Raw genomic sequence first — 26,958 nt, 5'->3', positions numbered from 1 at the left:
TAATAACTTGCACACCGATGTGCAACTATGATTGACCTAGATCACAGTTGGGCAGTCGAAAGAGGTGGAACGCGCGTTGACGCATTCGGGCACAGTCGTTTCGGGAACTGCCGAATCGGGCGGAAGGCAGCGTCGTAGTCAGGCCGCGGCGAATCGCAATCGCATCATCGAGGCGGCGATCACGGCGTTCGCTGCTGATCCGGATGCGAGCATGGACGACGTCGCAAAGGCTGCCGGTGTGGTCAGACGAACCGTGTACGCGCATTTCGACAGCCGTGAGGCGCTGATCAACGGCATCGTGGACGAGGCGTCGACCGATCTCGTTGCTGCGCTGAGCCAAGCCGGTGAGCCGCCCGAGCGCCCCGATCTGGCGACTGCCGTACTGGCATTGCTGTCATGGCCGGTCGGTGATCGATTCCGGATGCTGCTCAGCTTTGCTCGCAAAGAGTTGGGGGAGCAGCGGATTCTCGATTTGATGGAGCCCGCGCGCGCCGTGAGTATCAGCGTCGTCGAGCGAGGTCAGCGTGAGGGCACCTTCTCGACATACCTGCCGGCCGAGACTCTGGTAGCGATGACCGAGGCGATCACGATCACTTTGTTCGATCAGGCCAACAGTGGGCTCATCACCGACTCTGGTGAATCCTTTGCCGCCGTATGCCTGGTCATCGCGGGTATCAGTCCGGACAGAAGCGCCGAGGTCGTCGCCGAAGCGTCGGAATGGATCCGAGAATCGCTGCCGTCCGGTCGCCGCGCGGATTAGGCCGGGACGATTAACAAGTGGGCCGTGTCCGACTCTGGCGCTAGACTTCGAAGTATCGAGGCTCACGAGTCGAGTGGGCTGATCGGACCAGAAAGCAGGCCATATTCACCACGTGAGTGAACACAGTGAACTCGACGGCAACCGTGTAACCACCATCACCGATCGCGCTCTGCCCGCAGAGCGCACCGTCCGTTCGAGTATGGATCTGGCGCCGGAGACCGTGCGCCAAATCCTGGGGGCGACGGACGAGAATCTCACCGCGATCGAACGTGAGCTTCGTGCCGACATTCACGTACGTGGCGGAACTGTCTCATTGTCGGGGACGGCTGCAGACGTTGCGCTGGCAGAACGTGTGTTCAGTGAATTGGCGTCGCTGGCCGGTCGGGGGCAACCCATCGCACCGGACGCTGTTCGACGAACCATCGGCATGCTCACCAACGAGGTCGGCGAGTCTCCGGCCGAGGTGCTCTCCCTCGACATTCTTTCCCGTCGGGGCAAGACGATTCGGCCCAAGACCCTCAACCAGAAACGCTACGTCGACGCCATCGACGAGAACACCATCGTGTTCGGAGTCGGCCCGGCCGGCACCGGCAAGACCTACCTCGCCATGGCCAAGGCCGTTCAGGCGTTGCAGGCCAAGCAGGTCTCTCGGATCATCCTGACCAGGCCGGCAGTCGAGGCAGGCGAGCGATTGGGCTTTCTGCCCGGCACATTGCACGAGAAGATCGATCCGTACCTGCGCCCGCTGCACGACGCATTGCACGACATGATGGATCCCGAGGCGATTCCGAAGTTGATGCAGGCCGGAGTCATCGAGGTCGCTCCGCTCGCCTACATGCGCGGCCGGACGCTCAACGACGCCTTCATCATCTTGGACGAAGCGCAGAACACCACGGCCGAGCAGATGAAGATGTTCCTGACCCGTCTCGGGTTCGGTTCCAAGATCGTGGTCACCGGAGACGTGACCCAGGTCGATCTACCTGGTGGGGCCCGTTCGGGTCTGCGTGCGGCATCAGAAATCCTCACCGGGATCGACGATATTCATTTCGCCACCCTCGACAGCAGTGACGTCGTACGTCATCGGCTGGTCTCCCACATCGTCGACGCTTACGAGCGTCACGAATCGGATCGGTCCGGCGAGTTGGCCGTCGGAAACCGGGCGCAGCGCCGCGCTGCACATGCTCATTCACCGCGACGGTAGGCTGATCGACGCATCAACCCCTACTTTTCCCAGGAAAGAGCGTCGCACATGAGCATCGAGGTCTCGAACGAATCGGGCATGGACATCTCCGAACCGGAGTTGATCAGCGTTGCCCGTTTCGTGATCGCTCGGATGGATGTCCATCCGGCGGCCGAGCTGTCGATGGTTCTCGTCGACTCCGCGACGATGGCGGATCTGCACGTTCGCTGGATGGACCTGCCGGGCCCGACCGACGTCATGTCGTTCCCGATGGACGAACTCGAGCCGGGTGGCCGTCCTGATTCCCCGGAGCCTGGACCGTCGATGCTCGGCGACATCGTGTTGTGTCCGTCTTTTGCCGCGGATCAGGCTGACAAGGCCGGGCATTCACTGGCCCACGAACTTGCCCTCCTGACCGTCCACGGTGTGTTGCACCTCCTCGGCTACGACCACGCGGAGCCGGAAGAGGAGAAGGAGATGTTCGGCTTGCAGAACAGCCTCCTCGAAGAGTGGTACGAAGACCTTCGCCGTATCGACCGCGAAGCAGCACTGGCCGAACGCGATCAGAAGCTGCTCGGCAAGACCGGTTTCGTCGACGGAGTGGACCGATAACAGGCATCCGGGGGTTCTGTAGTGAGTAGCGCCATAGCGCTCTTTGTTCTGGCGATTGCTCTTGTCCCGGTCGGTGGTGTCTTCGCGGCCGTCGACTCGGCGCTCAACACCATTTCGTCGGCGCGCATCGACGAGATGGCAAAGGAAGAGCGAGCCGGCGCCGCGCGCGTGCAGCGCATTCTGACCGATCGTCCGCGATACGTGAATCTGATGGTCCTGCTTCGCATTTTGTGCGAGATCACGGCCACCGTCGTACTCGTGGGCGGTCTGATCGACATCCTCTCGTTGGGCTGGGCGCTGACCGTCACCGCGGTGATCATGGTTCTCGTCTCGTACGTGGTCATCGGCGTCGGACCGAGAACGCTTGGGCGCCAACATGCGTACTCCATCGCGATGGCCGCGTCGTTGCCACTGCTGTGGATCGGTGTTCTGCTCGGGCCGATCAGTCGCGTCCTGATCCTCGTGGGTAACGCCTTGACCCCGGGTAAGGGCTTCCGCAACGGTCCGTTCGCTTCGGAAATCGAGTTGCGTGAACTCGTGGACATGGCGCAGGAACGCGGCGTCGTCGCCGACGAAGAACGCCGAATGATCCAGTCCGTCTTCGAACTCGGAGACACGTCGGCACGCGAGGTGATGGTGCCTCGCACCGACATGGTGTGGATCGAAAATGACAAGAATGCCGGACAGGCGACGTCGTTGGCCGTGCGCAGTGGTCACTCGCGCTTGCCGGTCATCGGGGAGAACGTCGACGACGTGCTCGGTGTCGTCTACCTCAAGGATCTGGTCAAGCAGACCTACCACCTGCCCGACGGCGGCCGGAACGTCAACGTCTGCGAGGTCATGCGGCCGGCGGTCTTCGTTCCCGACTCGAAGCCACTCGACAGCTTGCTGGCCGAGATGCAGCGCGACCGCAATCACATGGCGATCCTCGTCGACGAGTACGGCGGAATCGCCGGGCTGGTCACGATCGAGGACGTCATCGAAGAGATCGTCGGTGAGATCGCCGACGAGTACGACGAGGACGAGACGCCGCCCATCGAGGATCTCGGCGACGGAATGTTCCGCGTATCCGCGAGGCTTCCCATCGAAGACCTCGGCGAATTGTTCGATCTCGAACTCGAACTCGACGAGGTGGAGACCGTCGGCGGGCTGATCGGATACGTGCTCGGCCGAGTTCCGCTTCCTGGTTCCGAGGTGGAATACGACGGTTTGATCCTGCGCGGTGAGGGAACCAACACGGGCCGAGGTCGGGTACGCATCAGCACGGTGTTCGTGCAGCGTATCCCGCGGTCCGAAGACGAAGAGACAGAAGACACCGATGACTGAGCGAGTGTTCAGCGAGGAGCAGTTATGAGCAAGAACGAATTCCGGTCAGGCTTCGTGTGTTTCGTGGGTCGACCCAATACGGGTAAGTCCACGCTGACCAATGCGTTGGTCGGCAGCAAGATCGCGATCACGTCCTCGCGCCCGCAGACGACGCGCCATACGATTCGTGGCATCGTTCACCGCGAGCATGCGCAGCTGATCCTGGTGGACACCCCTGGACTGCACAAGCCGCGCACATTGCTCGGGCAGCGCCTCAACGACCTGGTTCGTGACACGTACTCCGAGGTCGACGTCATCTGCCTGTGCATCCCGGCCGACGAGGCCATCGGGCCCGGAGACCGCTGGATCGTGCAGCAGATCCGTCAGATGGCGCCCAAGACCAAGCTGGTCGGCATCGTCACCAAGATCGACAAGGTCAGCCGCGACGCCGTCGGAAAGCAGTTGCTTGCGCTGTCCACCCTGCTCGGCCCCGAATCCGAGGTCGTTCCGGTGTCCGCGAAGTCGGGCGAACAGGTCGAGATCCTGGTCGACGTCCTCGCCGGGCTGATGGACGAGGGCCCGGCCTTCTACCCGGACGGGGAATTGACGGACGAGCCCGAAGAGGTGCTCATGGCCGAACTCATCCGTGAGGCTGCGCTCGAGGGTCTCGGTGAGGAATTGCCGCACTCCCTGGCCGTGGTGATCGAGGAGGTCATCCCGCGCGAAGGACGCACCGAGAAGCAGGGCGAGATGCTGGACGTCCACGCATTGCTCTACGTCGAGCGGCCCAGCCAGAAGGGCATCGTCATCGGTAAGGGCGGAGCGCGTCTGCGGGAAGTCGGTACCAGTGCGCGCCTGCAGATCGAGAAGCTGCTCGGTGTGCGGATCTTCCTGGAGTTGCACGTCAAGGTTGCCAAGGACTGGCAACGCGACCCGAAGCAGCTCGGCCGGCTGGGCTTCTAGGGCCTCCGGCCCCGTGAGCGGTTAGGGAGTCCCGGGACTGCCTAACCACTCACAGGGGCCGGAGGACCCTGAGGATCGCCGCGCCGATGTCCTGCTCGTCGACGCCGGTGGCCAGGCGTCGGAGTTGGAGTCCAGTGATGACGGCAACGAGCGTCGATGCAATCGATTCGGGATCCGGTACGCCGAGTGCCGTCAGAATCGTGACGGTCAAATCGTCGTAGGCGGCAAAGCATTCGACCGCAACTTCGTGGAGTTCGTGGTCGCGGCCGGCGGCGATGTACATCTCGAACGGCGCGATCCGCTCGGCCGAGAACGAAAGATCTCGCGTCACCTTCTCAGCTATTGCCGCGGCATCCTCGACGCTGAGACCTTTGTCGCGGTACTCCTCGGCCAAGGCGCGCAGGCGCGTCGTCTCGTCTGTCACGAATCGAGACAGAGCAGCGCGGAGCATGTCCGACTGGCTCGCGAAGTGATACGTGATCGATCCGAGTGAGACGCCGGCCTGCGCGGCGATGCGCCGGTTGCTCACACCCGGGATGCCGTCGGTACCGACGACGTGCAGAACGGCGTCGAGTATTCGCTGGCGAACGTCCCGGTTACTCATCGGGTCACCACCACGGCTCGGGGCGGATCTGATCCCAACGCAGGACCGATTCCAATTGTGAAGCGAGGGAGACCAACAGAGGTTCGGTGTTCTCGTTGCCCATCAACTGCGCACCGATGGGCAGGCCGGCCTTGCTGAATCCGGCCGGCACGTTGACCGAGGGCCAGCCGAGGACGTTCCACGGCCACGCGTACGGGCAGGCGCCGGTCATGACCTTGTCGGTGTCCCAGCCACCGATGCCGTCGATCGCGGTCGCCATGATCGGTGGAGTTGCCGTCGTGGGTGCCAGGACGACGTCGTAGGTGTCGAAGATCGCTCCGATCCGCTTTCGCATCCGCGGTTCGGCCGCGCGGGCCGCGCGCAGTGGCGCACCACGAAGTAGCTTGCCGTTCTGTGCATTTCCGCGTGTTCTGGCATCGACCAGTGTCGGGTCGGGAACGCGTCCGAGCCAGTCGTGGACCCCGACGAGTGAGCGGGGCAGAAAGTTCAGGCCGAAGATCAGGCCGTATGCGGGATCGTCGACGACGACGTGGTGTCCGAGTTCCCGCAGCGTGTCGGCGATCGAATGAACCGCCAGGCGCACTTCCGGGTCCAGCTTCACAGGAGTGGCGGTGAACGGATTACGAAGGGAAAGAGCGATTTTCAGTTTTCCGGGGTCGCGTCCCACCGCGTCGCTGACGGTGACAGGTGTCGGCTTGTGGAGATCGCCGTCATGGTTGCCGGCAGCGACGTCGAGCAACAGTGCCGCGTCGGCGACGGTGCGAGCGAGCGGGCCGTTGACCGTCAGGCCGTAGAAGGCTTCGGCGTCGGGCCAGGTGGAGATGCGCCCGCGCTGCGGCTTGATTCCGACGAGGTTGGTCCAGGCCGCGGGGATTCGGATGGAACCGGCTCCGTCGGAACCGATTCCGGCGCTGACTAATCCGGCAGCGACGGCCGCCGCGGTGCCGCCCGACGATCCGCCTGGAGTGTGGTGACGCGACCACGGATTGCGCGTGTAACCGAAGGCTGAACCGCTCGTGAGCGGCCACTGGCCCAGTTCCGGGCTGTTGGTCTTGCCCACGATCACTGCGCCGGCGTCGCGGAGGCGTCGAACCATCTCCGAGTCCTCGGTCTTGGCCGGGAAATCGCCAGGGCAACCGAAGGCGGTGGGTTCGCCGGTGATATCGACGTCGTCCTTCACTGCGATCGGCACGCCGAGAAGAGGTAGGCGCTCGCCGAGTGCGAGACGCCTGTCGGCCTCGGCAGCTTCTTCGAGTGCCTTCTCGCGCCGCACGATCTTGAACGCATTGAGGTGAGGCTGAGTGGCCTCGATCCGGCTCAGCGTTGCCTCCGTGGCCGCGACGGACGAGGTAGCACCCGAAGCCAGACTCGCAACCTGGTCGACAAGGCCGGGGGCGAGATCGTGGTCGGTTCGAGAAGTCATCAGGTTCCCTTCGCAAAACTGTTCGTTCGAACGAACAGTAACTTGTTTCAGTATTAGCGAACTTGGGTTCCGCGTCAAGATCGCGTCAAGACGCCAGGTCAGTGCGTAAGTGGATCGTCAGAGACACGGAATCGGCCTCTCTGGAGGTCGAAGCTGAGAGAGCGCATCCGGTCGAGGGCGACCGAGCGTCATGGCTGCGATGCACAGCAGCACGGCAAAAGATTTCGAAGAGGGAAGCTCATGGCCGATCTGGCCTACGTTGCTCTGATTCTCGGTGGTTTTCTCGTGTGCGCGCTGGTGCTGCGCGCCCTACAGGCGAGCGCTCCCAAATGACGGTTGCCGGTGTGGTCAGCGTGGTTCTGATCGCCGTCGCCGCGGCATTGGTCATTTATCTGCTCGTTGCACTCGTAGATCCTGAGAGGTTCTGATGTCGCCCGCTCTTGCAGCCGGCCTGCAGATCGCTTTTGTCCTCGCCGTTCTGGCAATTGCCTACGTTCCGGTGGGCGACTACATGGCACGCGTTTACTCGTCGACGCGGGATCTGCGGGTCGAGAGTGTGATCTACCGCGTCGGCCGGATCGACTCGCGGGCCGAGCAGACGTGGTACGGTTACGCCGCAAGCGTTCTCGGATTCTCGTTGGCGAGCGCATTGTTCTTGTACTTTCTCCAACGGATTCAGGGTGTACTACCGCTGAGTGACGGACTGTCCGGCGTCAGCCCTGCCGTTGCCTTCAACACCGCGATTTCCTTTGTGGCGAACACGAACTGGCAGTCGTACACGCCGGAAACGACGATGAGCAACTTCGTGCAGCCCGTCGGCCTGGCGGTGCAGAACTTCGTCTCTGCCGCAGTCGGGATGGCGGTGGCCATCGCATTGGTTCGTGGCTTCATTCGGGTTGCCCGGGGCGGCGAGATCGGCAACTTCTGGGTCGATCTGACGCGTGGTTCTCTGCGCATCCTCCTCCCGTTCTCCTTCGTGATCGCCCTGATCCTGTTGAGCCAGGGAGTGATTCAGTCGTTCCACAACGGTTTCGCCTCCACCGGCCTCGACGGCAATGCGGTGACCAATGCACTAGCTCCCGTCGCGTCCCAGGAAGCGATCAAGGAACTCGGCACGAACGGCGGCGGGATCTTGGCTGCCAACTCGGCGCACCCGTTCGAGAACCCCACCCCGCTGAGCAATATCGTCGAGATTCTGGCGATCCTGTTGATTCCGGTCTGCCTCACACGAACATTCGGAACTCTCGTCGGTGATCGTAGGCAAGGCCTCACCCTGCTCGCAGTGATGGGAATCCTGTGGAGCGGACTGCTCGCGGTGACGCTCGCTGCCGAATCCGGCGCACGCGGTGTTGCCGCCACAGCAGCAGGTTCGATGATGGAGGGCAAGGAAGTTCGCTTCGGAATCCCCGGATCGGCATTGTTCGCGGTGGCGACCACGGGAACGTCGACGGGTGCGGTGAACTCGGCCCACGACAGCATGTCGCCCCTCGGCGGCGGCGCGGTCCTGCTCAACATGTTGCTCGGCGAAATCGCGCCGGGCGGAGTCGGAACCGGCCTCTACGGGATTCTCGTGCTGGCGCTGATCGCAGTGTTCGTCGGCGGACTGTTGGTCGGTCGCACGCCCGAATACCTCGGCAAGAAGTTGGGTCGACGCGAGATAACCCTTGCGGCGCTGTCGATCCTGGTCATGCCCGCACTGGTCCTGATCGGTACCGCCATCACCGTGATCCTTGGTTCGACCACCGGTTATCAAGGTAACGGGGGAGATCCGGGCACGCCGGGATCGATCCACGGGTTCAGCGAGGTGCTCTACGCTTTCGCTTCCGCCTCGAACAACAACGGCAGCGCGTTCGGCGGTCTGACCGTCACCAGCGACTGGTTCCAGTCGTCTCTCGGAATCTGCATGCTTCTGGGCCGATTCCTGCCCATCATCTTCGTTCTCGCTCTGGCCGGTGCGCTGGCCTCTCAGAAGAAGGTGGCGCCGACGGCGGGCACCCTCCCCACATCCGGCCCGATGTTCACCGGCCTGTTGACCGGCACCGTCGTTCTTGTTGCTGCACTTACATTCTTCCCGGCCCTCGCGCTGGGCCCGCTAGCGGAGGCTCTTCAATGACCGTGCGTATCAGTGAGAAACCCGTGGTAGCGCAAGACGCTGCCGACAAGGTTGATCCAGGGCAGTCCCGTCAAGTACACGCAGGCGTATTCAACCCGCGGCAGATGATCACCGCGTTGCCGGGGGCCGTACGCAAACTCGACCCACGCCACTTGGCGCGTAACCCGGTCATGTTCGTGGTGTTCGTCGGTTCCGTCATCACCACCGTCATGGCGATCGCCGATCCCTCGGTGTTCTCCTGGGTGATCACCCTGTGGCTCTGGTTCACGGTGATCTTCGCGAACCTCGCCGAATCCGTGGCCGAAGGGCGAGGCAAGGCTCAGGCGGCCAGCCTGCGCAAGGTCAAGCAGGACACCAAGGCGCATCGGATCACGATGAGCGGCGCGATCGAATCGGTTTCCGGCACCGAACTGGTGGTCGGCGACCGGGTGATCGTGGTTGCCGGCGAGGTCATCCCCGGCGACGGCGACGTGGTCGAAGGTATTGCCTCCGTAGACGAATCGGCGATCACCGGTGAATCCGCCCCGGTAGTCCGTGAATCCGGTGGCGACCGCTGCGCCGTCACCGGTGGTACGACGGTTCTCTCCGACCGGATCGTCGTGGAAATCACCGCAGCACCGGGCAGTTCGTTCGTGGACCGGATGATCGCGCTCGTCGAAGGTGCCTCGCGTCAGAAGACACCCAACGAGATTGCGCTCAACATCCTGCTCGCGTCGTTGACGGTCATCTTCCTCCTCGCCGTCGTAGCCATCGGCCCGATGGGCTTGTACGCGGGGCACGAGCAGGATCCAATCAAGCTGATCGCACTCCTCGTCTGCCTGATCCCGACGACCATCGGAGCGCTGCTCTCGGCAATCGGTATCGCGGGCATGGACCGCCTCGTCCAGCGCAACGTTCTCGCGATGTCGGGGCGTGCCGTGGAAGCTGCGGGCGACATCGACACCCTGTTGATGGACAAGACCGGAACCATCACCTTCGGCAACCGCCGGGCGACCGCGCTCCACCCGGCACCCGGCGTATCCGCCGACGATCTTGCTGCGGCAGCGCGCTTGTCGAGCCTGGCTGACGGAACTCCCGAGGGACGGAGCATCGTCGAGTTGTGCGCAGCAGAGTTCTCTCTCGCGGCCGAACCGACGCTCGACGAGGAACGCGCCGAGTTCGTTCCCTTCACGGCACAAACGCGGATGAGCGGACTCGACCACTCCGGACGCCAAATCCGAAAGGGTGCAGCAGATGCGGTGATGCACTGGGTCGTCAGTGGCGGTGGACATGCAGAGACCGCGGTGACCGATACCGTGAACGACATCGCCCAAGCCGGCGGAACACCACTGGTAGTTGCCGTCAAGCACGGTGAGAGCACCTCGATCCTCGGCGTGATCGCGTTGTCCGACGTCGTCAAGCCGGGAATGGCTGACAGGTTCGCCGAACTCCGGGCGATGGGTATTCGCACGATCATGATCACCGGCGACAATCCGTTGACTGCGAAGGCGATTGCCGATGAGGCGGGCGTCGACGACTTCATGGCGGAGGCCACCCCGGAAGACAAACTGGCCCTGATCCGGAAGGAGCAGGAAGGCGGACGTCTCGTCGCGATGACCGGTGACGGGACCAATGATGCGCCCGCCCTTGCCCAGGCGGATGTCGGGGTCGCGATGAACACGGGAACCTCGGCAGCCAAAGAGGCCGGGAACATGGTCGATCTCGATTCCGATCCCACCAAGTTGATCGAGGTAGTGGAAATCGGCAAGCAATTGCTGATCACCCGCGGCGCCTTGACCACATTCTCGTTGGCGAACGACCTGGCGAAGTACTTCGCAATCCTGCCGGCATTGTTCAGCGGCATCTACCCGCAGCTGGACGCGTTGAACATCATGCGGCTCGCTACCCCCGAATCGGCGATCGTCTCAGCCGTGATCTTCAACGCCTTGGTGATCATCGGGTTGATTCCGTTGGCACTCAAGGGTGTTCGATACCGACCGTCGACAGCATCGCAGTTGCTCGGACGTAACCTGCTCGTCTACGGTCTCGGCGGTGTGATCACACCGTTCGTCGGTATCTGGTTGATCGATCTCGTCGTGCGTTTGATTCCTGGAATTGGGTGACCTGACATGCGTTTCACTATCGGTTTTGCCAAACAGGTGTGGGCGGGTTTGCTCGTATTACTTGCACTCACGGTCGTTCTCGGTGTGATCTATCCCGCCGCGGTGTGGGGGGTCAGCCGGATCAGCTCCGGATCTGCCGAAGGCTCACCGGTCACTGATGCCGCCGGTTGCGTGGTCGGCAGTGCCTGGGTGGGTGTTGATCCGCAGGTTGCCGAAGGGCAGCAGGACCCGTTCTTCCACAACCGCGTTGTCGGATCCGTTTCGGACGAGGATCCTTTTGCCACCGGTGATCCCGCTGCGGCACTGCCGTCCAACCAGGGGCCGAGCAGCGAGATTCTGGCCGGATTCATCATCGAGCGCCGGGCAGCCATCGCGGCACGTGAGGGCGTCGACCCGGCATCGGTTCCCGTCGACGCAGTCACCGGTTCGGGCTCGGGTATCGATCCCCACATCAGTCCGGCGTACGCCGAGCTGCAGGTCGCGAGGGTGGCGGCGAACAACGGCATCTCGGAAGACCAGGTGCGGGACTTGGTGGCTGAGCACACCGACGGTCGGCAACTCGGATTTCTCGGAGCCGAGCGAGTCAACGTCCTGGAATTGAACCTGGCACTCGGATTGACGGCACCTACGTGTGCTGCGCCGACGACTGGTGGATGATTGTCACGTGAGTTCTTCGGAGAAGGTCGGTCAATCTTTCGGTAGGGCACGCAAACGTGGTGAATTGCGTATCTACCTCGGCGCTGCCCCCGGCGTCGGAAAGACCTTCGCGATGCTCGGTGAGGCTCATCGACGTCGAGATCGTGGCTGTGACGTGGTCGCGGCCGTTGTGGAGACACACGGCCGCGCCCGCACGGCGGCGCAGATCGGTGACCTCGAGATCATTCCGCCGAAGCTGGTGGACTATCGCGGAACACGGATGCCGGAACTGGACGTCGAGGCCGTGTTGGCTCGGCGGCCGGCCCTTGTCCTCGTGGACGAGTTGGCACACACCAACACGCCGGGGAGTAAGAATCACAAGCGCTGGCAGGACGTGCAGGAACTGCTCGAAGCCGGGATCGACGTCCTGTCCACGGTCAACGTGCAACACCTCGAAAGCCTCAACGACGTTGTCGCGCACATCACCGGCGTGGTTCAGCAGGAGACGGTTCCGGACGCGATAGTGCGTAGTGCGGCGCAGGTCGAGCTGGTCGACATCACTCCGGAGGCGCTGCGCCGCAGACTTTCTCACGGCAACGTATATTCGCCGGAGCGTGTCGATGCGGCATTGGGTAACTACTTCAGACGCGGAAACCTCACGGCGCTACGCGAACTGGCTCTACTGTGGGTGGCCGATCAGGTGGACGCCGCCCTGGCGAAGTACCGGGCCGAGAACAAGATCACCGATACCTGGGAGGCTCGCGAGCGTGTCGTCGTTGCCGTGACCGGGGGACCGGAGTCGGAAACGCTGGTACGACGCGCATCCCGTATCGCGTCGAAATCGAGTGCCGAGCTGATGGTGGTCCACGTCGTGCGCGGTGACGGACTCACCGGCGTCTCGGCTCCGGAGATGGGCAAGGTGCGCGCGTTGGCCGTCGGGGTCGGCGCCACGCTTCACACCGTTGTCGGTGACGACGTACCGTCGACGCTTCTCGAATTCGCCCGCGAGGAGAACGCCACACAGTTGGTTCTGGGAACGTCTCGACGTTCTCGGCTGGCGCGCATCCTCGACGAGGGGATCGGCGCCGCGGTGGTTCAGCAGTCCGGCGGCATCGACGTTCACATGGTCACCCATGAGGAAACGACCGTCCGTCGGCGGATCTCGTTGTTCGGCCGCTCCGAGTACCGCTTGCTGTCGTGGATTGCGGCAGTGGTGGTTCCGACGGCCGCAGCCGGACTCATGGGTCTGATCGACCGGATCTCCGGCGTGCAGGGCGAAAATGCGTTGTTCTTCGTGGTGGTGGTTCTGGTCGCGCTGCTCGGTGGTGTCGGGCCGGCAATGCTGTCTGCTCTGTTATCGGGACTGCTGCTCAATTACTTCTTCACCGACCCCAGGTACAGCTTCACGATCGCCGAACCCGACAACTTCATCACGACGGTGGTGCTGCTGATAGTGGCTGTGGCAGTGGCCGTTCTGGTGGACGCTGCCGCCAAAAAAGCTCGGGAAGCGAAGCGCGCTTCGGAGGAAGCGGAACTTCTGACACTGTTTGCGGGGTCGGTTCTCCGCGGTGCTGACCTGTCCACGCTGCTCGAGAAAGCTCGTGAAATCTACCGTCAACGTGGGGTTTCGGTGGTGCATCATGAGGATGGCGTAGTCGCGGCCGTGGGTGCAGAACCGCCGGCACGTGAAGCTGACGCGGATTCCGTGTGCGAGGTAAACGACGGCGAATACGCACTGATGCTGTCGGGGCCGGAGTTGAGTGCGCGTGATCGTCGGGTGTTGACCGTTGTCGCGCACCAGGCGGTCGGCATGATCCGTCAGGACAAGCTCACGGTCGAAGCGAGCAAGGCGGCAGCATTGACCGAGGCTGATCAACTGCGCCGAGCATTGCTTTCGGCTGTGAGCCATGACCTTCGGACACCGCTCGCCGGCGTGAAGGCTGCTGTGTCGAGCTTGCGCAGCGACGACATCGAGTTCTCACCTGAGGACACGGCAGAACTACTGGCCACCATCGAGGAGTCTGCGGATCAGTTGACCGCGCTGGTCGGCAACCTTCTTGATTCGTCCAGACTGGCTGCGGGAGTGGTCAAGCCGACGTTGCGAGCGGTGTACCTCGACGAAGTTGTTCACCGGGCGTTGCTTGGATTAGGCATCGGCGGCCGGTCGGACTCCCGGTCTCACAGTGTGATCGTCGACGTGGGTACTGTTGCCGTGCAAGCCGATCAGGGTTTGCTCGAGAGAGTGATCGCCAACCTCGTCGACAACGCATTGCGGTACGGCGGCACAACACCGGTGCGAGTGGGAGCAGCACGCGTCGGAGACCGCACCGTCATCACCGTCGCAGATACCGGCCCCGGTGTACCCCGTGGTGAAGCCGAATCGATGTTCGAGCCGTTCCAGCGGATGGGAGATCGCGACAACACCGGCGGAGTGGGCCTCGGGCTGTCCGTGGTTCGTGGATTTGTCGACGCGATGGGCGGAACGGTCAGTGCCACCGACACTCCGGGCGGTGGGTTGACGATGATGGTCGAACTGGCCGGTGCAGGAACGAATGGAAGCGAGTCATGAGCCGGATACTGGTTGTCGACGACGAACCGCAGATCTTGCGGGCACTACGCATCAACCTCACTGTGCGTGGATATGACGTGGTGACGGCGTCCACCGGAGCAGGGGCCCTGCGCGCTGCAGCGGAACGGCCGCCGGACGTGGTGATTCTCGATCTCGGACTGCCGGACATGGACGGCACCGAAGTACTTGCAGGCCTGCGTGGCTGGTGCACGGCGCCGGTCATCGTGCTGTCGGCGCGCACCGACTCCGCGGACAAAGTCGAGGCCCTCGATGCCGGTGCCGACGATTACGTCACCAAGCCCTTCGGGATGGACGAGTTTCTGGCCCGCGTGCGCGCAGCGGCGAGGCGTGGAACCTCGGCGGCCGATACCTCGGAACCGTCGGTCGAGACCGCGTCGTTCACGGTGGACTTGGCTGCCAAAACGGTGAGTCGGCGCGGTGAACAGGTGCACCTGACTCCGACCGAGTGGGGCATGCTCGAGATGCTTGTGCGCAACCGCGGAAAGCTGGTCGGGCAGAAGGAATTGCTTCGGGAGGTGTGGGGACCGGCCTACGACACCGAGACTCACTATCTGCGTGTCTACCTGGCTCAACTTCGTCGCAAGCTCGAGGACGACCCGGCCAGCCCCAAGCATCTGATCACCGAGGCGGGGATGGGTTATCGATTCGTGGTGTGAGAAACCAGGTGTGAGAAACCAGGTCAGATCATCACCACCAATTTGCCACGAGCCGTACCAGCTTCCATCTTGGCATGTGCTTGCGCGATGTCCTCGAACGCGAACACCTCGTCGATCGGTACCACCGCCTCGCCTGACGCGACAGCGGAGAGGAAGTCTTGCAGTACGTCGGCAGGCAGGTCGGACGCGTCCCCGCCGTACGAGGTCAATCGCACTCCGCGTGGAATGTAGTCGATCGGATAGAAGTCCTTGACTGTCCACTCGTTGGACAACATGCCCGTGAAACACACGGTCCCGTGAACGCGAGTGGCGCGCAACGTATCGGGAAGTGTTGGTGTTCCGACTAATTCGAGAGCCAGATCAACACCGTCCGGGAAAATGTCTCGCACCTGGCCTGCCACGGTACCGTCGTCGAGGACAACGTGGTCGACCCCGATCGCGGTCAACGATGACGTCTTGCTCGCATCGCGGGTGGTCGCAAGGACCGTGAGCCCCCACTGCTTCGCCAGGACTGCGGTTGCCATGCCGACCGAGGAGGTTCCGCCTCGAATCAGTAGGGATTGACCGGATTTCGCATCCAGTCCCACCGTCAGAGAGCCGTACGACGTCTGCAGCATCTCGGGAACAGCTCCCACTGTCGACCAGTCCAGTTTGCTGGAGAAGGGAACGACCTGGCTGACGGGAACGCATGTGTACTCGGCATATCCGCCGTCGAAGACCCGACCCATCCCGCCCATCATGGCGGCGACCTGCTGCCCTTCGGTCCACTCCCCGCCGGGGCAGTTCACCACTTCGCCGACGGCCTCGATGCCCAGCACCCTCGGGAACGTCACGCCTTCGGCGAGGCCGAGGCGGGTGTGCAGTTCGGATCGATTGAGACCGAAGGCCTTCACGCGGATGAGGACCCAGCCGGTGGTAGGCGCCGGTATGGGAATCTCCTTGATCGTCAATGCTTCTGGCGGGCCGGGGGCGTCGAGCACGATTGCGCGCATTGTGTCGGTCATGCTTTCTCCTCGGTGATGAGTGTCAGTCGACGGTTGGCTTCGCGCAGCGTGGCCAGTGTGGCGCCGAACCGATCGAGAGCCTCGGGCGTCAGCACGGAACCGAGACGGCGTGCCAGTTCGTCGTCGAACGTGGCCTTCGCCCGCTGCAACAGGCCGATGCCGTCGGGGGTCAACGCGATGAGTGAGGATCGTTTGTCGGCGGGATTGGATTGTCGACGGCAGTGCCCCGAGGACTCGATCCGATCCACCAATTTGCTCGTGCCACCGACGGTGATCGCGAGGGCTTCGGCAATGTCGAAGACCCGACAGGAACCTAGCCTGTCGATGATCTGCATCGGCTCGAATCGACTCAGTGGCAGGTCGTGCTCGATTCGGAGTCGCTGGTCGACGGCCGTCCACAGTTCGGTTTCGAAGCGGACGAGGTTGTCGAAGTGACCGCTCAGGTCCGACCCCGTCATGAGCAGACCCCGAACCGATATGCATTCCGTGGAATCATTCTTTCACCGTACACCCGATTCTTGATTAATTCCATGGAATCTATTTGCGGCCTTTCGTTGTGTCGGTGGCGCATGGGAACATATGTTCGTGTCGCATGAACCGCTGGATCGAGAAACGCCAGGTAATCACCCTGGCGGTGCCCGTTCTGGCGGTAATCATCCTGGGGGTGGTCGACCTACGGGTGACGCAACGATCCTCCATGCGGACCTCGATTCGTTCTACGCATCGGTCGAGCAACGTGACGACCCGACTCTGGCGGGCAGACCGGTCATCGTCGGTGGTGGCGTGGTCCTGGCGGCAAGCTACGAGGCCAAGGCATTCGGGGTTCGAACTGCGATGAGTGGTGGTCAGGCTCGATCACTGTGTCCCCAGGCAATCGTCGTTCCCCCGCGAATGTCGGCGTACTCGCAGGCGAGCAAAGACGTGTTCGACGTCTTTCACGACACGTCGCCGCTGGTCGAAGGAATCTCCATTGACGAGGCCTTTCTCGAGGTCGGCGGGCTCGCCAAAATCGTGGGAAACCCGCTGCAGATCGGGGCCAACCTCAGACGCGACGTGGCCGAGCAGGTGGGACTACCGATCACGGTCGGGATCGCACGCACCAAGTTCCTGGCCAAGGTCGCGAGTGCATTCGCGAAACCCGACGGATTGCTGCGAGTGCCGCCGGAGGGCGAGACCGAATTCCTGCATCCGTTGCCGGTCGAGAAGCTGTGGGGCGTCGGCAAGATCACGGCCCAGAAGTTGCGAAACTTCGACATCGTGACGGTGGGTGACATCGCTCGGCACGACGAATCCTCGATCGTCTCGATTCTCGGGGGCGGCGCCGGTCGCCATCTCTACGCGCTCTCGCACAATCGAGATCCGCGCCCCGTCCGCGCCTATCGTGGCCGCAGTTCGATGGGTGCTCAGCATGCGCTTGGTCGCGGATCCCATTCCCGCGCAGAACTCGATGCGTCGTTGATGTCCCTTGTCGATCGTGCCAGTCGACGCATGCGTTCGGCGCAGCGGACGGGGCGCACGGTCACGCTCCGGCTTCGCTTCGCGGATTTCACGCGGGCAACTCGATCTCACACACTGCGCCGGTCCACCGCCGACACAGCGGAATTGCTGAACGCCTCGATGGTGCTGCTGGACGAAGCGATACCGATGATCGCGGACAAGGGCATCACGTTGATCGGTGTCGCTGTCTCCAACCTGGATCGGGACGGCGCCGAACAACTCGAATTGCCCTTCGACGGTCCAGGATTCGCGGGTCCGGACACTGCCGCCCTCGACTCGGCGATGGACAGCGTCCGGAAGAAGTTCGGCTCGGCGGCTCTCACGAGGGGAGTGCTCCTGGGACGCGATCCGGACCTGTCGGTGCCGCTACTGCCGGACTAGGTGAGGTTTTCTCTCAGAGTCGCTCCCTCGTATTCGCGTCGGAACAACCCACGCGCCTGCAGCACTGGAATCACGTGATCGACAAAATCTTCCAGGCCCTGCGGATAGGTCGGCGGCATCAGATTGAAACCGTCGGCACCGCGGCCGTTCAACCAGGATTCCATCTCGTCGGCAATCGACTCCGGTGTGCCGATCATCGTTGCGTGGCCACCACCCGCAGCGAGCGTCCCGAGGAGTTCCCGCACAGTCGGTGCGTCCTTCTCGACGATCCGCAGAATAGTTGCGTAGCGTCCTTGCGGCCCGCTGAATGCTTCGAGTGGAGGCAACGGGGGCACGGGCCCGTCGAGATCCCAGTCCTCGCAATCCTGTCCGGTGAACAACGAGAGTTGGCGTATCGACTGTTCGGTGGGCAGCAGGCGATCAAGTTCGGCCTTCTTGGCCCGTGCCTCGGCGACAGTACTTCCGACGTAGGTGACCAGCCCCGGCATGACGGCGACCGAGTTCGAATCCCGGCCGGCGCGCTCGATTCTCGACTTCACGTCCGCGTAGTAGCTCTGCGCGCTGGGTAGGTCGTAGGCAACCGAATAGATCGCCTCGGCGCGCTGCGCAGCCAGATCGCGACCCTGCTCGGACGCCCCGGCCTGAAACAAAACCGGTCTGCCCTGCGGGGATCGAGGAACCGTCAACGGGCCGTCGACACGAAAATGCTTGCCGTCGTGATCGATGCGAGAAATCTCGCCTGCGTCGGCAAAACGTCCCGCCCGGTCGAGGATCAGCGCGTCTTCCGACCACGAATCCCACAATGCGAGGGCCACTTCGACAAATTCGTCGGCTCGTTCATATCGGGATGCGTGATCGGGCATCGCCTCGAGTCCGTGGTTGCGCGCCTCCTGGTCGAACATCGAGGTCACGACGTTCCATCCGGCCCGTCCGCCGCTGATGTGGTCGAGCGATGCCAAAAGTCGTGCCGCGTGGAATGGCGTGTAAAAGGTCGTGGAGATGGTGGTGACCAGGCCGACGTTCGCCGTCGCTCGTGCCATGGCAGTCAACGCGGTGATCGGTTCGAGAAACCACGACGCACCAGACTCGGGTTCTCGAACACTGTGACCGTCAGCGAAGAAAACGGCGTCCAGCTTGCCGCGTTCGGCGATCTGGGCGAGCGACTCGTAATACGTGATGTCACCGAGACTTTCGACCGGTGAGTCGCGGTGTCGCCACGCCGCACTGTGATGCCCGCAACCGAGCAGGAACGCACCTATCCGTAGCTGTGCGCCCATCAGTTCTTGACGAGTCCGCCGTCGACAACCAGATTCTGGCCGGTCACGGCCCGCGACCATGGGGAGGCGAAAAAGAGTGCAGCGTCGGCAAATTCGTCCGGCGTCGTGACTCGGCGCAGGGGAGTGCTTGCCGCGATCATGTCGAACACTGCTTCCGGTGTCGCGGCACTCGCATCGGTGGTGCGGAGCAAGCCGCCGGAGACCATGTTGACTGTGATCCCGTCCGGACCGAGGTCGGCGGACAGCGTCCGTGTCAGTGCCAACAGTGCGGCCTTGGCAGCGGTGTAGTCGTGGTACGGAACTACCGGATTCTGGACCAGATTGGTTCCGACAGTGATGATTCGGCCGAAGCCGAGTTCGCGCATGCCTGGTAGTCCTGCCTGGGTGGTATTGAGTGTTCCGGCAACAGCTCCGCGTAGTTGAGAGTCGAAGTCGGCCCAGGTGATCGTGTCCGCGTTCGGCCGGGCATCGCCGTTGAACGAGAAGTCGACCAGTGCATTGTCGACCACGGTCGAGATCGGTGCGTCGAATCTCTCGCGTGCAGCGGAGAACAACTGGTCGACGGAACTGCGGTCCGTCACGTCCGCCTGGACTGCGAAGGTGCGATCCTCACCCAGTTCGGCGACCAGGGCCTCGGCGGCATCGCGGCTCTTGTTGTAGTTCACGATTACGCGGGCGCCCGAGCGGAAGAATGCTCGGCTCAGTGCGGCGCCGAGCCCGCGGGCGCCACCGGTGATCAGAACGATCTGCTCGTCGAGGTTCAATGCGCGCTGAAATTGCTGTTCGGTCATGTCGACATCCCTCCGCCAGTGCTAACTGGTCAGGTTCATCGGGTCTGATCTCAGCCGACTTTTTCGGCACCCCGTGTCACCGTCCATCAGACCACGTGAGGTGAATCGTCCTGAACGCCGGGTGTGCAGTAACGGTCGGCGCGATGAGTTTTCGATCGCTCGGGAGTCGTAATTGCAAGCGAAGTGGCAACAGGCCGCTCGCCTTCGCCCCAGGAGAATCCGATGACCACCCAGCCCGTCCACAACGAAACTGTTTCCGGTAACGCCACGACGACGACACCTTCGGCCACGGCTCGCAAGGTCGGATACGTCCTGAGTGGGCTGTTCGTCGTTTTCATGCTCTTCGACGGCATCATTCACATTCTCAACCTTCAGACCGTCAAGGACGCCTCCGCCGAACTTGGGTTGCCGGACTCGCTGGCATTGACGGCCGGGGTGGTGCAACTGATCTGCCTTGCGCTGTACGTGATTCCGCGAACGTCGATACTCGGCGCGATTCTGCTCACCGGTTACCTGGGCGGAGCCGTGTTGACCAACCTTCGAGCGGAACAGCCTCTGCTGAGCACGACACTGTTTGCCGTCTATACCGGAATCGTCATGTGGGCGGGTCTGTATCTCCGAGACGAGAAGGTTCGCGAGATCATCCCGGTGCGGCGGGCCTGAAATCAGGCCCCTGAAGGGGTTGCGTGGGACGCGGTGTCCCATTATGTTTGACCTCATTCAAGTCCGTCGACTCCAATCGACGGACTGGCCGTGAGGAGACACCGATGGCTCGGTCAGCGTCGATCGAAGTGGAAAAGCCGTACCGCCAGGTACTGCAGACTTTGTCCGAGGGCTCAGTTGCCCGCAGTTTCGATCCCTATCTCGACATCGACTGGGATTCACCAGAGTTCGCGATCGATCCGCATGATCCGAGGTGGGTGCTCTCATCCGTGTCGGATCCGCTCGGAGCGACGCAGTGGTACCAGGATCAGTCGTTGGAGCGTCGAATCGCCATGGGAATGTGGCGTCAGGCGAATGTGACCAAGGTGGGTTCGGCATTCGAGAGCATCTTGATCCGGGGAATGCTGCAATACATCATGGCGCTACCCAACCAGTCGCCTGAGTTCCGGTACTGCCTGCACGAGATGACCGAAGAGTGCAATCACATCCAGATGTTCCAAGAACTCGTCAATCGTATGGACATCGACGTACCGGGTATGCGTCCGATGTTCCGGCGGCTGTCGCCGATCATCGGAGTGCTGGGAGCAAAGTTCCCGGTCATCTTCTTCATCGGCATTCTGGCTGGTGAAGAACCGATCGACCACTTCCAGAAGGATCTCATCCGCGAGGGTAAGGACACGCCGCCGGCGATGCTCCGCACCATGGAGATTCACATCGCCGAAGAAGCGAGACACATCTCGTTTGCTCACGAGTTCCTGCGCAATCACGTCCCCAGACTCAGTCGTACGAGTCGAGCCATCACATCGGTCGCCTTCCCCGGCACGATGCGTTGGCTTGCGGGCGAAATCATGTCACCGCCAAAGGAATTCGCCGAAGAATTCGGAATCCCGGACGAGGTGATGAAGAGCGCCTTCTGGGGGAGCCCACATTCACGCCGCATCCTGGGTAATTACTTCGGTGAAATGCGAGCCCTGGCAGACGAACTCGGATTGATGAATCCGGTGTCGAAGCGTGCGTGGCGAAAGCTGCGCATCGACGGCGACTACGCCCGCTACCGCGGCGAGCCGAAGCGTTCCGACAAGACCCGGATCTAGTCCGGCCGCGAAGTTCCTCCGTCGGAGGACACCAGTTCGGCTATGAGCGTGGACAATTCGACATGGGGATCGATCTGTAGCCCGCTCGAGCGTGCAACGCCGTCGAACATGTACCAGGTGTATTTCGCGAGGTCGGCGACGATCTCTTCGCGGCTCGGTTTCGGATCGGTGCTTCGGACCCAGTGGGTGAGCGTGCCCTCGACCATTGTCACCACCGCGAACGGTAGTGAATCGAAGGGTGAGGAGTCGATCCCCACGGATCGACCGACTTCGGTGATAGTGGTGCGGGCCGAGTCGGCGATTGTCGCCTTCAAGCTGCTGATCGCGTCGATGCTCTCGTCGTCGTAGTCGGTGGGGCCGGTACCCATGAACTCGTGAATCCGCGGATGCTCGGTGATCCACTCGGCGACGGCGCTGATGGTTCGGGTCAGGATCTGGTCGAGAGTGCCTACCGAAATGCTCATCGACGCATCCAGGGCCGCCGCAAATTGGCCGAGCACAAACGCTCGGACTCGTCGATCGAGGTCGTCTCGGCCGCTGAATTGTCGGTACACCACCGACTTGGCGAGGCCGGCACGGTCGGCGATCTGCTGGACGGACACCTCGGCACCTGCCGCGCGCTCTTCGATCAGTTCGACAGCCGAGGTGAGTATCCGTTTCTGACGCTCGGAGTTGTGTCGCTCCCACCGCGCTTCGCGACCGGTCAACTCTGCAGTGACAGGTTGCGCAATTGCGTCGCTCGGCATCGGGCCAGTCTATCCGGACGGACCCGCCGTATTTCCGACTTGTCATCGGGCGCGGCATCGGGATCGGTCGTCGGTACAACGTGGGACACTGGTCGAGTGAGGTTGTATCGAGACACGGCGGTGGTGCTGCGCCTGCACAAACTGGGCGAAGCCGACCACATCGTCACGTTGCTCACCCGTCAGTTCGGGTTGGTACGTGCCGTGGCCAAAGGTGTCCGCCGGACCACCTCCAAATTCGGTGCCAGACTCGAACCGTTTGCTCACATCGACGTGCAACTACTTCCGGGCAAGAATCTCGACATCATCACTCAGGTGCAGACGGTCGATGCCTTCGCCACTGACATCGTCGACGACTACAGCCGGTACACCACGGCCTGCGCCGTACTCGAAACTGCCGAGCGGTTGGCCGGCGAGGAACGCGCGCCGGCCCCGCAGCTCCAGCGATTGACGGTGGGAGCACTGCGTGCGATCGCCGAGCAGGCGCGGCCGGTCGAGTTCGTGCTCGACGCGTTCTTGTTGCGAGCCATGGGGTACGCGGGTTGGGCGCCTGCCCTCGAAGAGTGCGCCCGCTGCAGCGCTCCGGGACCGCACCGTGCATTTCATGTCGCCGCAGGCGGAGCCGTCTGTACCTACTGCCGCCCGGCGGGTGCTGCGACGCCGTCGCCCGGAGTGCTCGACTTGATGGAAGCCCTGCTCCGAGGGGAGTGGGAGGGCACCGATTCGGCGCCCGCGACGCTGCGGACGCAAGCCAGCGGACTGGTCGCGGCACACCTGCAGTGGCATCTCGAGCGTCAATTGCGGACGTTGCCGCTGATCGAGCGTTCGAGGCCGCATGCAGCCGTCGAGGTCGACTTGCCCGTGAGGCAGGATGGAACCCGTGATTCGACGACGCGAACCGCGAACTCCGCTTGATCCTGCTGCTGAACGGGTGATCCGGCCACCGGACCCACATCCGTCCGGGGCGACCCCGCCGATCCTGCAAACCGAACTCATCCCGCGCCACGTCGCGTTGGTGATGGACGGCAACGGACGGTGGGCGCAGGAGCGCGGTCTGCCGCGAACCGCCGGGCACGAACGCGGTGAAGCTGTCCTGATGGATACCGTCTGCGGTTGCATCGAGATGGGTGTCGAGTGGCTCTCCGCCTACGCCTTCTCCACCGAGAACTGGAAGCGCAGTCCCGACGAGGTTCGATTCCTGATGGGCTTCAACCGTGACGTCATCCGCCGCCGACGCGACGAGATGAACGAAATGGGTGTGCGTGTTCGCTGGGCCGGTCGTAAGCCGCGCCTGTGGGCCAGTGTGATCAAGGAACTCGAGATCGCCGAAGAACTGACCAAGAACAACACAGTCATGAACTTGACCATGTGTGTGAATTACGGCGGGCGGGCCGAAATTGCCGATGCGGTAAAGGAAATCGCGAAGCGTGTCGCGGCCGGTGAGATCAATCCGGACAAGATCACCGAGGCGACGGTTGCCAAGTACCTCGACGAACCCGACATGCCCGACGTCGATCTCTTCCTGCGTCCGTCGGGGGAACAGCGGACGTCCAATTTCTTGATCTGGCAATCCGCCTACGCCGAAATGGTGTACCAGGAGAAGCTGTTTCCCGATTTCGACCGCCGCGATCTCTGGGCCGCCTGCGTCGAATACGCCTCACGCGACCGTAGATTCGGTGGCGTCAAATGACAGGGGAGAACATGACCGACACCACCGACGAAGCAGCCCGCCTACAAGAACGCGCGGCCGCCTCGCTGGCGCATTTCGTGACGGTCGATGTGGCTGCGGACGGCTCGCTTGGTTTCCAGTACTCCGGCGCGCTGTGCTCGATCCAGGCGATGAATTTGTCCGAGGGTCTGGACGTGCTGTCCATGACGTGTGTCCTCGCGTGGGACCGACCGGTCAGCGCGGCACTGCATCGCAAGGTGGCCGAGCGGAACCGGACCATTCAATTCGGTTCGATCGCGGTATTCGGCCACGGCAGTCTGGCGGACGTGATCCTGCGATACACGTTCCCGGCGGCCGGACTGGACGACGAAGCACTGACCACGATGTTGCTACTCGCGCTGACCGGCGCCGATACCGCGCGTCAGGGTTTGATTCCCTGACGCTGTCAGCTGGCGGCGCAGTCGCGGCAGGTGCCGAAGATCTCGACGGTGTGACTCACTTCGGTGAAACCGTTGTCCTCGGCGATGGTCTGTGACCACTGCTCGACCGTCGGGCCCTCGACCTCGACGGTGAATCCGCAGTTGCGGCACACCAGGTGATGGTGGTGTCCGGAGGAGCAGCGTCGGTAGACGGACTCACCTGTGTCGGTGCGCAGGACGTCGATGGTTCCGGCGTCGGACAGTGCCTGCAGCGTGCGGTAGACGGTGGTCAGGCCGATCCCTTCACCGCGCTTGCGCAGTTCGTCGTGCAGTTCCTGTGCCGACTTGAATTCGTCGATGTCGTCGAGCAGGGCGGAGATGGCGCTGCGCTGTTTCGTGGAACGAACGCCGACGGTGGCCGGTCCACGTTTCGAGGTCGTACTGCCCGGGGTGTTCATGCGGTGGAATCTCATCCTTCTTCGGCGTGGGCGACAGCGTCGACGACGATGTGTGCGAGGTGATCGTCGACGAGTCGATAGAGAACTTCTCGTCCGTTGCGTTCGCCGCGGACGACGCCCGCTGCTTTGAGAACGCGCAAATGCTGGCTGATGAGTGGCTGAGTGACGCCGAGAGCGCCGACGAGTTCGTGAACGCAACGCTCCGACTCGTGGAGCTGAAGCACGATCGCGATGCGAACGGGTGCAGCCAGCGCCCGCAGAATTTCGCCGGCGGCCGCCAAAGTTTCCTTGGGCGGCACGGGCGCGGGGGGTGCGGCTTCGAACGGGTCGTGCGTGTGTCCGAGGTCGGAATGATCATGGCTTTTGTGGAGATCGCCGGTATCCGCAATGCTCACAGCGAGGCTCCTTCGAGGGGTAGATCATGATGTCCGGGCATAGCCATCTCACCACATTATTGCAAATCACTTTCATTTTGATATGCACAAGTATGCATGTCAACCTTGGACGGAAGTGCGTGGCAGCCGCCAGATAGGCTGATGGTGCGAAAAGCGCACGAAAATCATGCATCTATTACCCAGATGGAGAGCAATCGAGTGGCACCCAAGTCCAAGATCGAAGCCGTTGTCAATCTCGCCAAGCGGCGAGGCCTGGTCTACCCGTGCGGTGAGATCTACGGCGGTACCAAGTCCGCATGGGACTACGGCCCATTGGGTGTCGAGCTCAAGGAGAACATCAAGCGTCAGTGGTGGCGCAACATGGTCACCAGCCGCGAGGACGTCGTCGGCCTCGACTCCTCGGTGATCCTGCCCCGCGAGGTGTGGGTCGCATCCGGTCACGTCGGTGTCTTCAACGACCCGCTCGTCGAGTGCCTCAACTGTCACAAGCGTCACCGTCAGGATCACCTGCAGGAGGCGTACGCGGAGAAGAAGAAGCTCGACAACCCGGACGACGTCTCGATGGATGTCATCGGTTGCCCCGATTGCGGCACCGTCGGCCAGTGGACCGAGCCGCGCGACTTCAACATGATGCTCAAGACGTACCTCGGCCCTGTCGAGAGCGAAGAGGGCATGCACTACCTGCGCCCCGAGACCGCACAGGGCATCTTCGTGAACTTCGCCAACGTGCTGACCACCTCACGTAAGAAGCCGCCGTTCGGCATCGGTCAGATCGGCAAGAGCTTCCGTAACGAGATCACCCCGGGCAACTTCATCTTCCGCACCCGTGAGTTCGAGCAGATGGAGATGGAATTCTTCGTCAAGCCGGGCGAGGACGAGCAGTGGCATCAGTACTGGATCGACTACCGCCTGGACTGGTACACCGGCCTCGGCATCAACAAGGACAACCTGCGGCTGTACGAGCATGCGCCGGAAAAGCTTTCGCACTACTCGAAGGGCACGACCGACATCGAGTACCGCTTCCACTTCCAGGGCAGCGAATGGGGCGAGCTCGAAGGTATCGCGAACCGTACCGACTTCGATCTCTCGACGCACTCCAAGCACTCGGGCACCGAGCTGAACTACTACGACCAGACGACGGGTGAGCGGTACACCCCGTACGTCATCGAGCCGGCGGCAGGTCTCACGCGTTCGCTGATGGCCTTCCTGGTCGACGCGTACACCGAGGACGAGGCACCCAACTCCAAGGGCGGCGTCGACAAGCGCACGGTGCTGCGACTGGATCGTCGACTCGCTCCCGTCAAGGCCGCAGTGCTGCCGCTCTCGCGCAATGCGGATCTGACGCCGAAGGCAAAAGATCTTGCGGCGCAGTTGCGTCAGAACTGGAACGTCGAGTTCGACGACGCCGGTGCCATCGGTCGTCGTTACCGTCGCCAGGACGAGATCGGCACACCGTTCTGCATCACGGTCGACTTCGACACTCTCGAAGATCAGGCTGTGACGGTGCGTGAGCGTGACTCCATGGCGCAGGAACGCGTCGCCCTCGATCAGGTGGAAAGCTACCTGGCTGCACGGCTGATCGGTTCCTGATTCGTTCGAAGCTGACGGGCGGTTCTTCTCATT

At 62.6% G+C, this 26,958-nt stretch carries 27 protein-coding genes and 1 riboswitch; of the genes, 18 read left to right on the top strand and 9 right to left on the bottom strand.

Features of this window, described 5'->3' with window-relative positions:
* Positions 1-64: 64 nt before the first annotated feature.
* From AC1DVN_RS10020 to era, 5 genes are all read left to right on the top strand, one after another.
* Positions 65-760, top strand: coding sequence for a TetR/AcrR family transcriptional regulator (locus tag AC1DVN_RS10020; protein WP_256064286.1), 696 nt, complete (start codon positions 65-67; stop codon positions 758-760).
* Between the two features lie 112 nt (positions 761-872).
* A complete protein-coding gene (locus AC1DVN_RS10015; RefSeq protein WP_019749020.1) occupies positions 873-1,961 on the top strand; it encodes a PhoH family protein in 1,089 nt (362 codons plus the stop codon).
* Positions 1,962-2,009: 48 nt separating this feature from the next.
* Entirely contained in the window at positions 2,010-2,552 is a 543-nt protein-coding gene (ybeY, locus tag AC1DVN_RS10010) for an rRNA maturation RNase YbeY (protein WP_003944525.1), read from the top strand.
* Between the two features lie 21 nt (positions 2,553-2,573).
* Complete coding sequence (locus AC1DVN_RS10005) at positions 2,574-3,878, top strand: hemolysin family protein (protein ID WP_256064288.1); 1,305 nt, start codon at positions 2,574-2,576, stop codon at positions 3,876-3,878.
* 24 nt (positions 3,879-3,902) lie between these two features.
* Positions 3,903-4,820, top strand: a complete 918-nt coding sequence (gene era / locus AC1DVN_RS10000; protein ID WP_019749018.1) for a GTPase Era — start codon at positions 3,903-3,905, stop codon at positions 4,818-4,820.
* Positions 4,821-4,869: 49 nt separating this feature from the next.
* Here the strand turns inward: era and AC1DVN_RS09995 are convergent, their stop codons facing one another.
* Positions 4,870-5,424, bottom strand: a complete 555-nt coding sequence (locus AC1DVN_RS09995; protein WP_256064289.1) for a TetR/AcrR family transcriptional regulator — start codon at positions 5,422-5,424, stop codon at positions 4,870-4,872.
* Positions 5,425-5,428: 4 nt separating this feature from the next.
* Complete coding sequence (locus AC1DVN_RS09990) at positions 5,429-6,847, bottom strand: amidase (RefSeq protein WP_042450174.1); 1,419 nt, start codon at positions 6,845-6,847, stop codon at positions 5,429-5,431.
* A gap of 329 nt (positions 6,848-7,176) precedes the next feature.
* Here AC1DVN_RS09990 and kdpF point away from each other — a divergent pair, with 329 nt between their 5' ends.
* From kdpF to AC1DVN_RS09960, 6 genes are read left to right on the top strand one after another with little or no spacing between them, the layout of a single operon-like run.
* Positions 7,177-7,275: a K(+)-transporting ATPase subunit F gene (kdpF, locus tag AC1DVN_RS09985; RefSeq protein ID WP_007731078.1), complete on the top strand. Its 99-nt coding sequence runs from the start codon at positions 7,177-7,179 to the stop codon at positions 7,273-7,275.
* Positions 7,275-8,960: a potassium-transporting ATPase subunit KdpA gene (gene kdpA / locus AC1DVN_RS09980; RefSeq protein ID WP_113683712.1), complete on the top strand. Its 1,686-nt coding sequence runs from the start codon at positions 7,275-7,277 to the stop codon at positions 8,958-8,960. The genes kdpF and kdpA overlap by 1 nt, the downstream gene beginning before the upstream one ends.
* Entirely contained in the window at positions 8,957-11,062 is a 2,106-nt protein-coding gene (gene kdpB, locus AC1DVN_RS09975) for a potassium-transporting ATPase subunit KdpB (protein ID WP_477993767.1), read from the top strand. The genes kdpA and kdpB overlap by 4 nt, the downstream gene beginning before the upstream one ends.
* Before the next feature lie 6 nt (positions 11,063-11,068).
* The gene (locus AC1DVN_RS09970; RefSeq protein ID WP_019749013.1) at positions 11,069-11,719 is read left to right on the top strand and encodes a potassium-transporting ATPase subunit C; all 651 of its coding nucleotides are present in this window, start codon (positions 11,069-11,071) and stop codon (positions 11,717-11,719) included.
* A 7-nt stretch (positions 11,720-11,726) separates the two neighbouring features.
* Positions 11,727-14,267 (top strand): sensor histidine kinase, encoded by a 2,541-nt coding sequence (locus AC1DVN_RS09965; protein WP_020908184.1) that lies wholly within the window; start codon positions 11,727-11,729, stop codon positions 14,265-14,267.
* Positions 14,264-14,944, top strand: coding sequence for a response regulator (locus tag AC1DVN_RS09960; RefSeq protein WP_069146814.1), 681 nt, complete (start codon positions 14,264-14,266; stop codon positions 14,942-14,944). The genes AC1DVN_RS09965 and AC1DVN_RS09960 overlap by 4 nt, the downstream gene beginning before the upstream one ends.
* Positions 14,945-14,967: 23 nt before the next feature.
* Here the strand turns inward: AC1DVN_RS09960 and AC1DVN_RS09955 are convergent, their stop codons facing one another.
* Positions 14,968-15,948, bottom strand: a complete 981-nt coding sequence (locus tag AC1DVN_RS09955) for a zinc-binding alcohol dehydrogenase family protein (protein ID WP_205906358.1) — start codon at positions 15,946-15,948, stop codon at positions 14,968-14,970.
* Positions 15,945-16,406, bottom strand: coding sequence for a MarR family winged helix-turn-helix transcriptional regulator (locus AC1DVN_RS09950; RefSeq protein WP_141488778.1), 462 nt, complete (start codon positions 16,404-16,406; stop codon positions 15,945-15,947). The genes AC1DVN_RS09955 and AC1DVN_RS09950 overlap by 4 nt, the downstream gene beginning before the upstream one ends.
* A 121-nt stretch (positions 16,407-16,527) precedes the next feature.
* Between AC1DVN_RS09950 and dinB the strand changes: the two genes are divergently transcribed.
* Positions 16,528-17,826, top strand: coding sequence for a DNA polymerase IV (gene dinB, locus AC1DVN_RS09945; protein ID WP_477993766.1), 1,299 nt, complete (start codon positions 16,528-16,530; stop codon positions 17,824-17,826).
* Here dinB and AC1DVN_RS09940 read toward each other — a convergent pair.
* Together AC1DVN_RS09940 and AC1DVN_RS09935 are read right to left on the bottom strand one after the other, a co-directional pair.
* Entirely contained in the window at positions 17,823-19,103 is a 1,281-nt protein-coding gene (locus AC1DVN_RS09940) for an LLM class flavin-dependent oxidoreductase (protein ID WP_477993765.1), read from the bottom strand. The two genes, dinB and AC1DVN_RS09940, sit on opposite strands and share 4 nt — an antisense overlap.
* The gene (locus tag AC1DVN_RS09935; protein ID WP_029538325.1) at positions 19,103-19,867 is read right to left on the bottom strand and encodes a 3-oxoacyl-ACP reductase; all 765 of its coding nucleotides are present in this window, start codon (positions 19,865-19,867) and stop codon (positions 19,103-19,105) included. Before AC1DVN_RS09935 ends, AC1DVN_RS09940 begins: the two co-directional genes overlap by 1 nt.
* Positions 19,868-19,884: 17 nt before the next feature.
* Positions 19,885-19,978, bottom strand: a riboswitch (TPP riboswitch).
* A 138-nt stretch (positions 19,979-20,116) separates the two neighbouring features.
* On the opposite strand from AC1DVN_RS09935, the gene AC1DVN_RS09930 reads away from it, so the two are divergent.
* A complete protein-coding gene (locus AC1DVN_RS09930) occupies positions 20,117-20,557 on the top strand; it encodes a DoxX family protein (protein WP_020908179.1) in 441 nt (146 codons plus the stop codon).
* Positions 20,558-20,661: 104 nt separating this feature from the next.
* Complete coding sequence (locus AC1DVN_RS09925) at positions 20,662-21,651, top strand: AurF N-oxygenase family protein (protein ID WP_019749004.1); 990 nt, start codon at positions 20,662-20,664, stop codon at positions 21,649-21,651.
* Here the strand turns inward: AC1DVN_RS09925 and AC1DVN_RS09920 are convergent.
* The gene (locus AC1DVN_RS09920) at positions 21,648-22,397 is read right to left on the bottom strand and encodes a TetR/AcrR family transcriptional regulator (RefSeq protein ID WP_007731095.1); all 750 of its coding nucleotides are present in this window, start codon (positions 22,395-22,397) and stop codon (positions 21,648-21,650) included. The two genes, AC1DVN_RS09925 and AC1DVN_RS09920, sit on opposite strands and share 4 nt — an antisense overlap.
* 96 nt (positions 22,398-22,493) lie before the next feature.
* On the opposite strand from AC1DVN_RS09920, the gene recO reads away from it, so the two are divergent.
* Genes recO through AC1DVN_RS09905 form a run of 3 tightly spaced genes read left to right on the top strand, consistent with a single transcriptional unit; the run spans position 22,494 to position 24,503 of the window.
* Positions 22,494-23,309: a DNA repair protein RecO gene (gene recO / locus AC1DVN_RS09915; RefSeq protein WP_029255636.1), complete on the top strand. Its 816-nt coding sequence runs from the start codon at positions 22,494-22,496 to the stop codon at positions 23,307-23,309.
* Positions 23,266-24,084: an isoprenyl transferase gene (locus AC1DVN_RS09910; protein ID WP_019749001.1), complete on the top strand. Its 819-nt coding sequence runs from the start codon at positions 23,266-23,268 to the stop codon at positions 24,082-24,084. The genes recO and AC1DVN_RS09910 overlap by 44 nt, the downstream gene beginning before the upstream one ends.
* Positions 24,081-24,503: a YbjN domain-containing protein gene (locus tag AC1DVN_RS09905; protein WP_019749000.1), complete on the top strand. Its 423-nt coding sequence runs from the start codon at positions 24,081-24,083 to the stop codon at positions 24,501-24,503. Before AC1DVN_RS09910 ends, AC1DVN_RS09905 begins: the two co-directional genes overlap by 4 nt.
* A gap of 5 nt (positions 24,504-24,508) precedes the next feature.
* On the opposite strand, the gene AC1DVN_RS09900 is transcribed toward AC1DVN_RS09905, so the two are convergent.
* Both AC1DVN_RS09900 and AC1DVN_RS09895 read right to left on the bottom strand, forming a co-directional pair.
* Entirely contained in the window at positions 24,509-24,940 is a 432-nt protein-coding gene (locus AC1DVN_RS09900) for a Fur family transcriptional regulator (protein ID WP_020908177.1), read from the bottom strand.
* A gap of 11 nt (positions 24,941-24,951) precedes the next feature.
* Positions 24,952-25,335: an ArsR/SmtB family transcription factor gene (locus tag AC1DVN_RS09895; protein ID WP_003944457.1), complete on the bottom strand. Its 384-nt coding sequence runs from the start codon at positions 25,333-25,335 to the stop codon at positions 24,952-24,954.
* A gap of 198 nt (positions 25,336-25,533) precedes the next feature.
* Between AC1DVN_RS09895 and AC1DVN_RS09890 the strand changes: the two genes are divergently transcribed.
* Complete coding sequence (locus AC1DVN_RS09890) at positions 25,534-26,925, top strand: glycine--tRNA ligase (RefSeq protein WP_003944491.1); 1,392 nt, start codon at positions 25,534-25,536, stop codon at positions 26,923-26,925.
* Positions 26,926-26,958: the final 33 nt, after the last annotated feature.

The sequence above is a fragment of the Rhodococcus sp. P4_E4 genome (assembly GCF_056401575.1).
The sequence above is the reverse complement of the archived record's forward strand: the minus strand, read 5'-3'. Positions and strand labels throughout refer to the sequence as shown.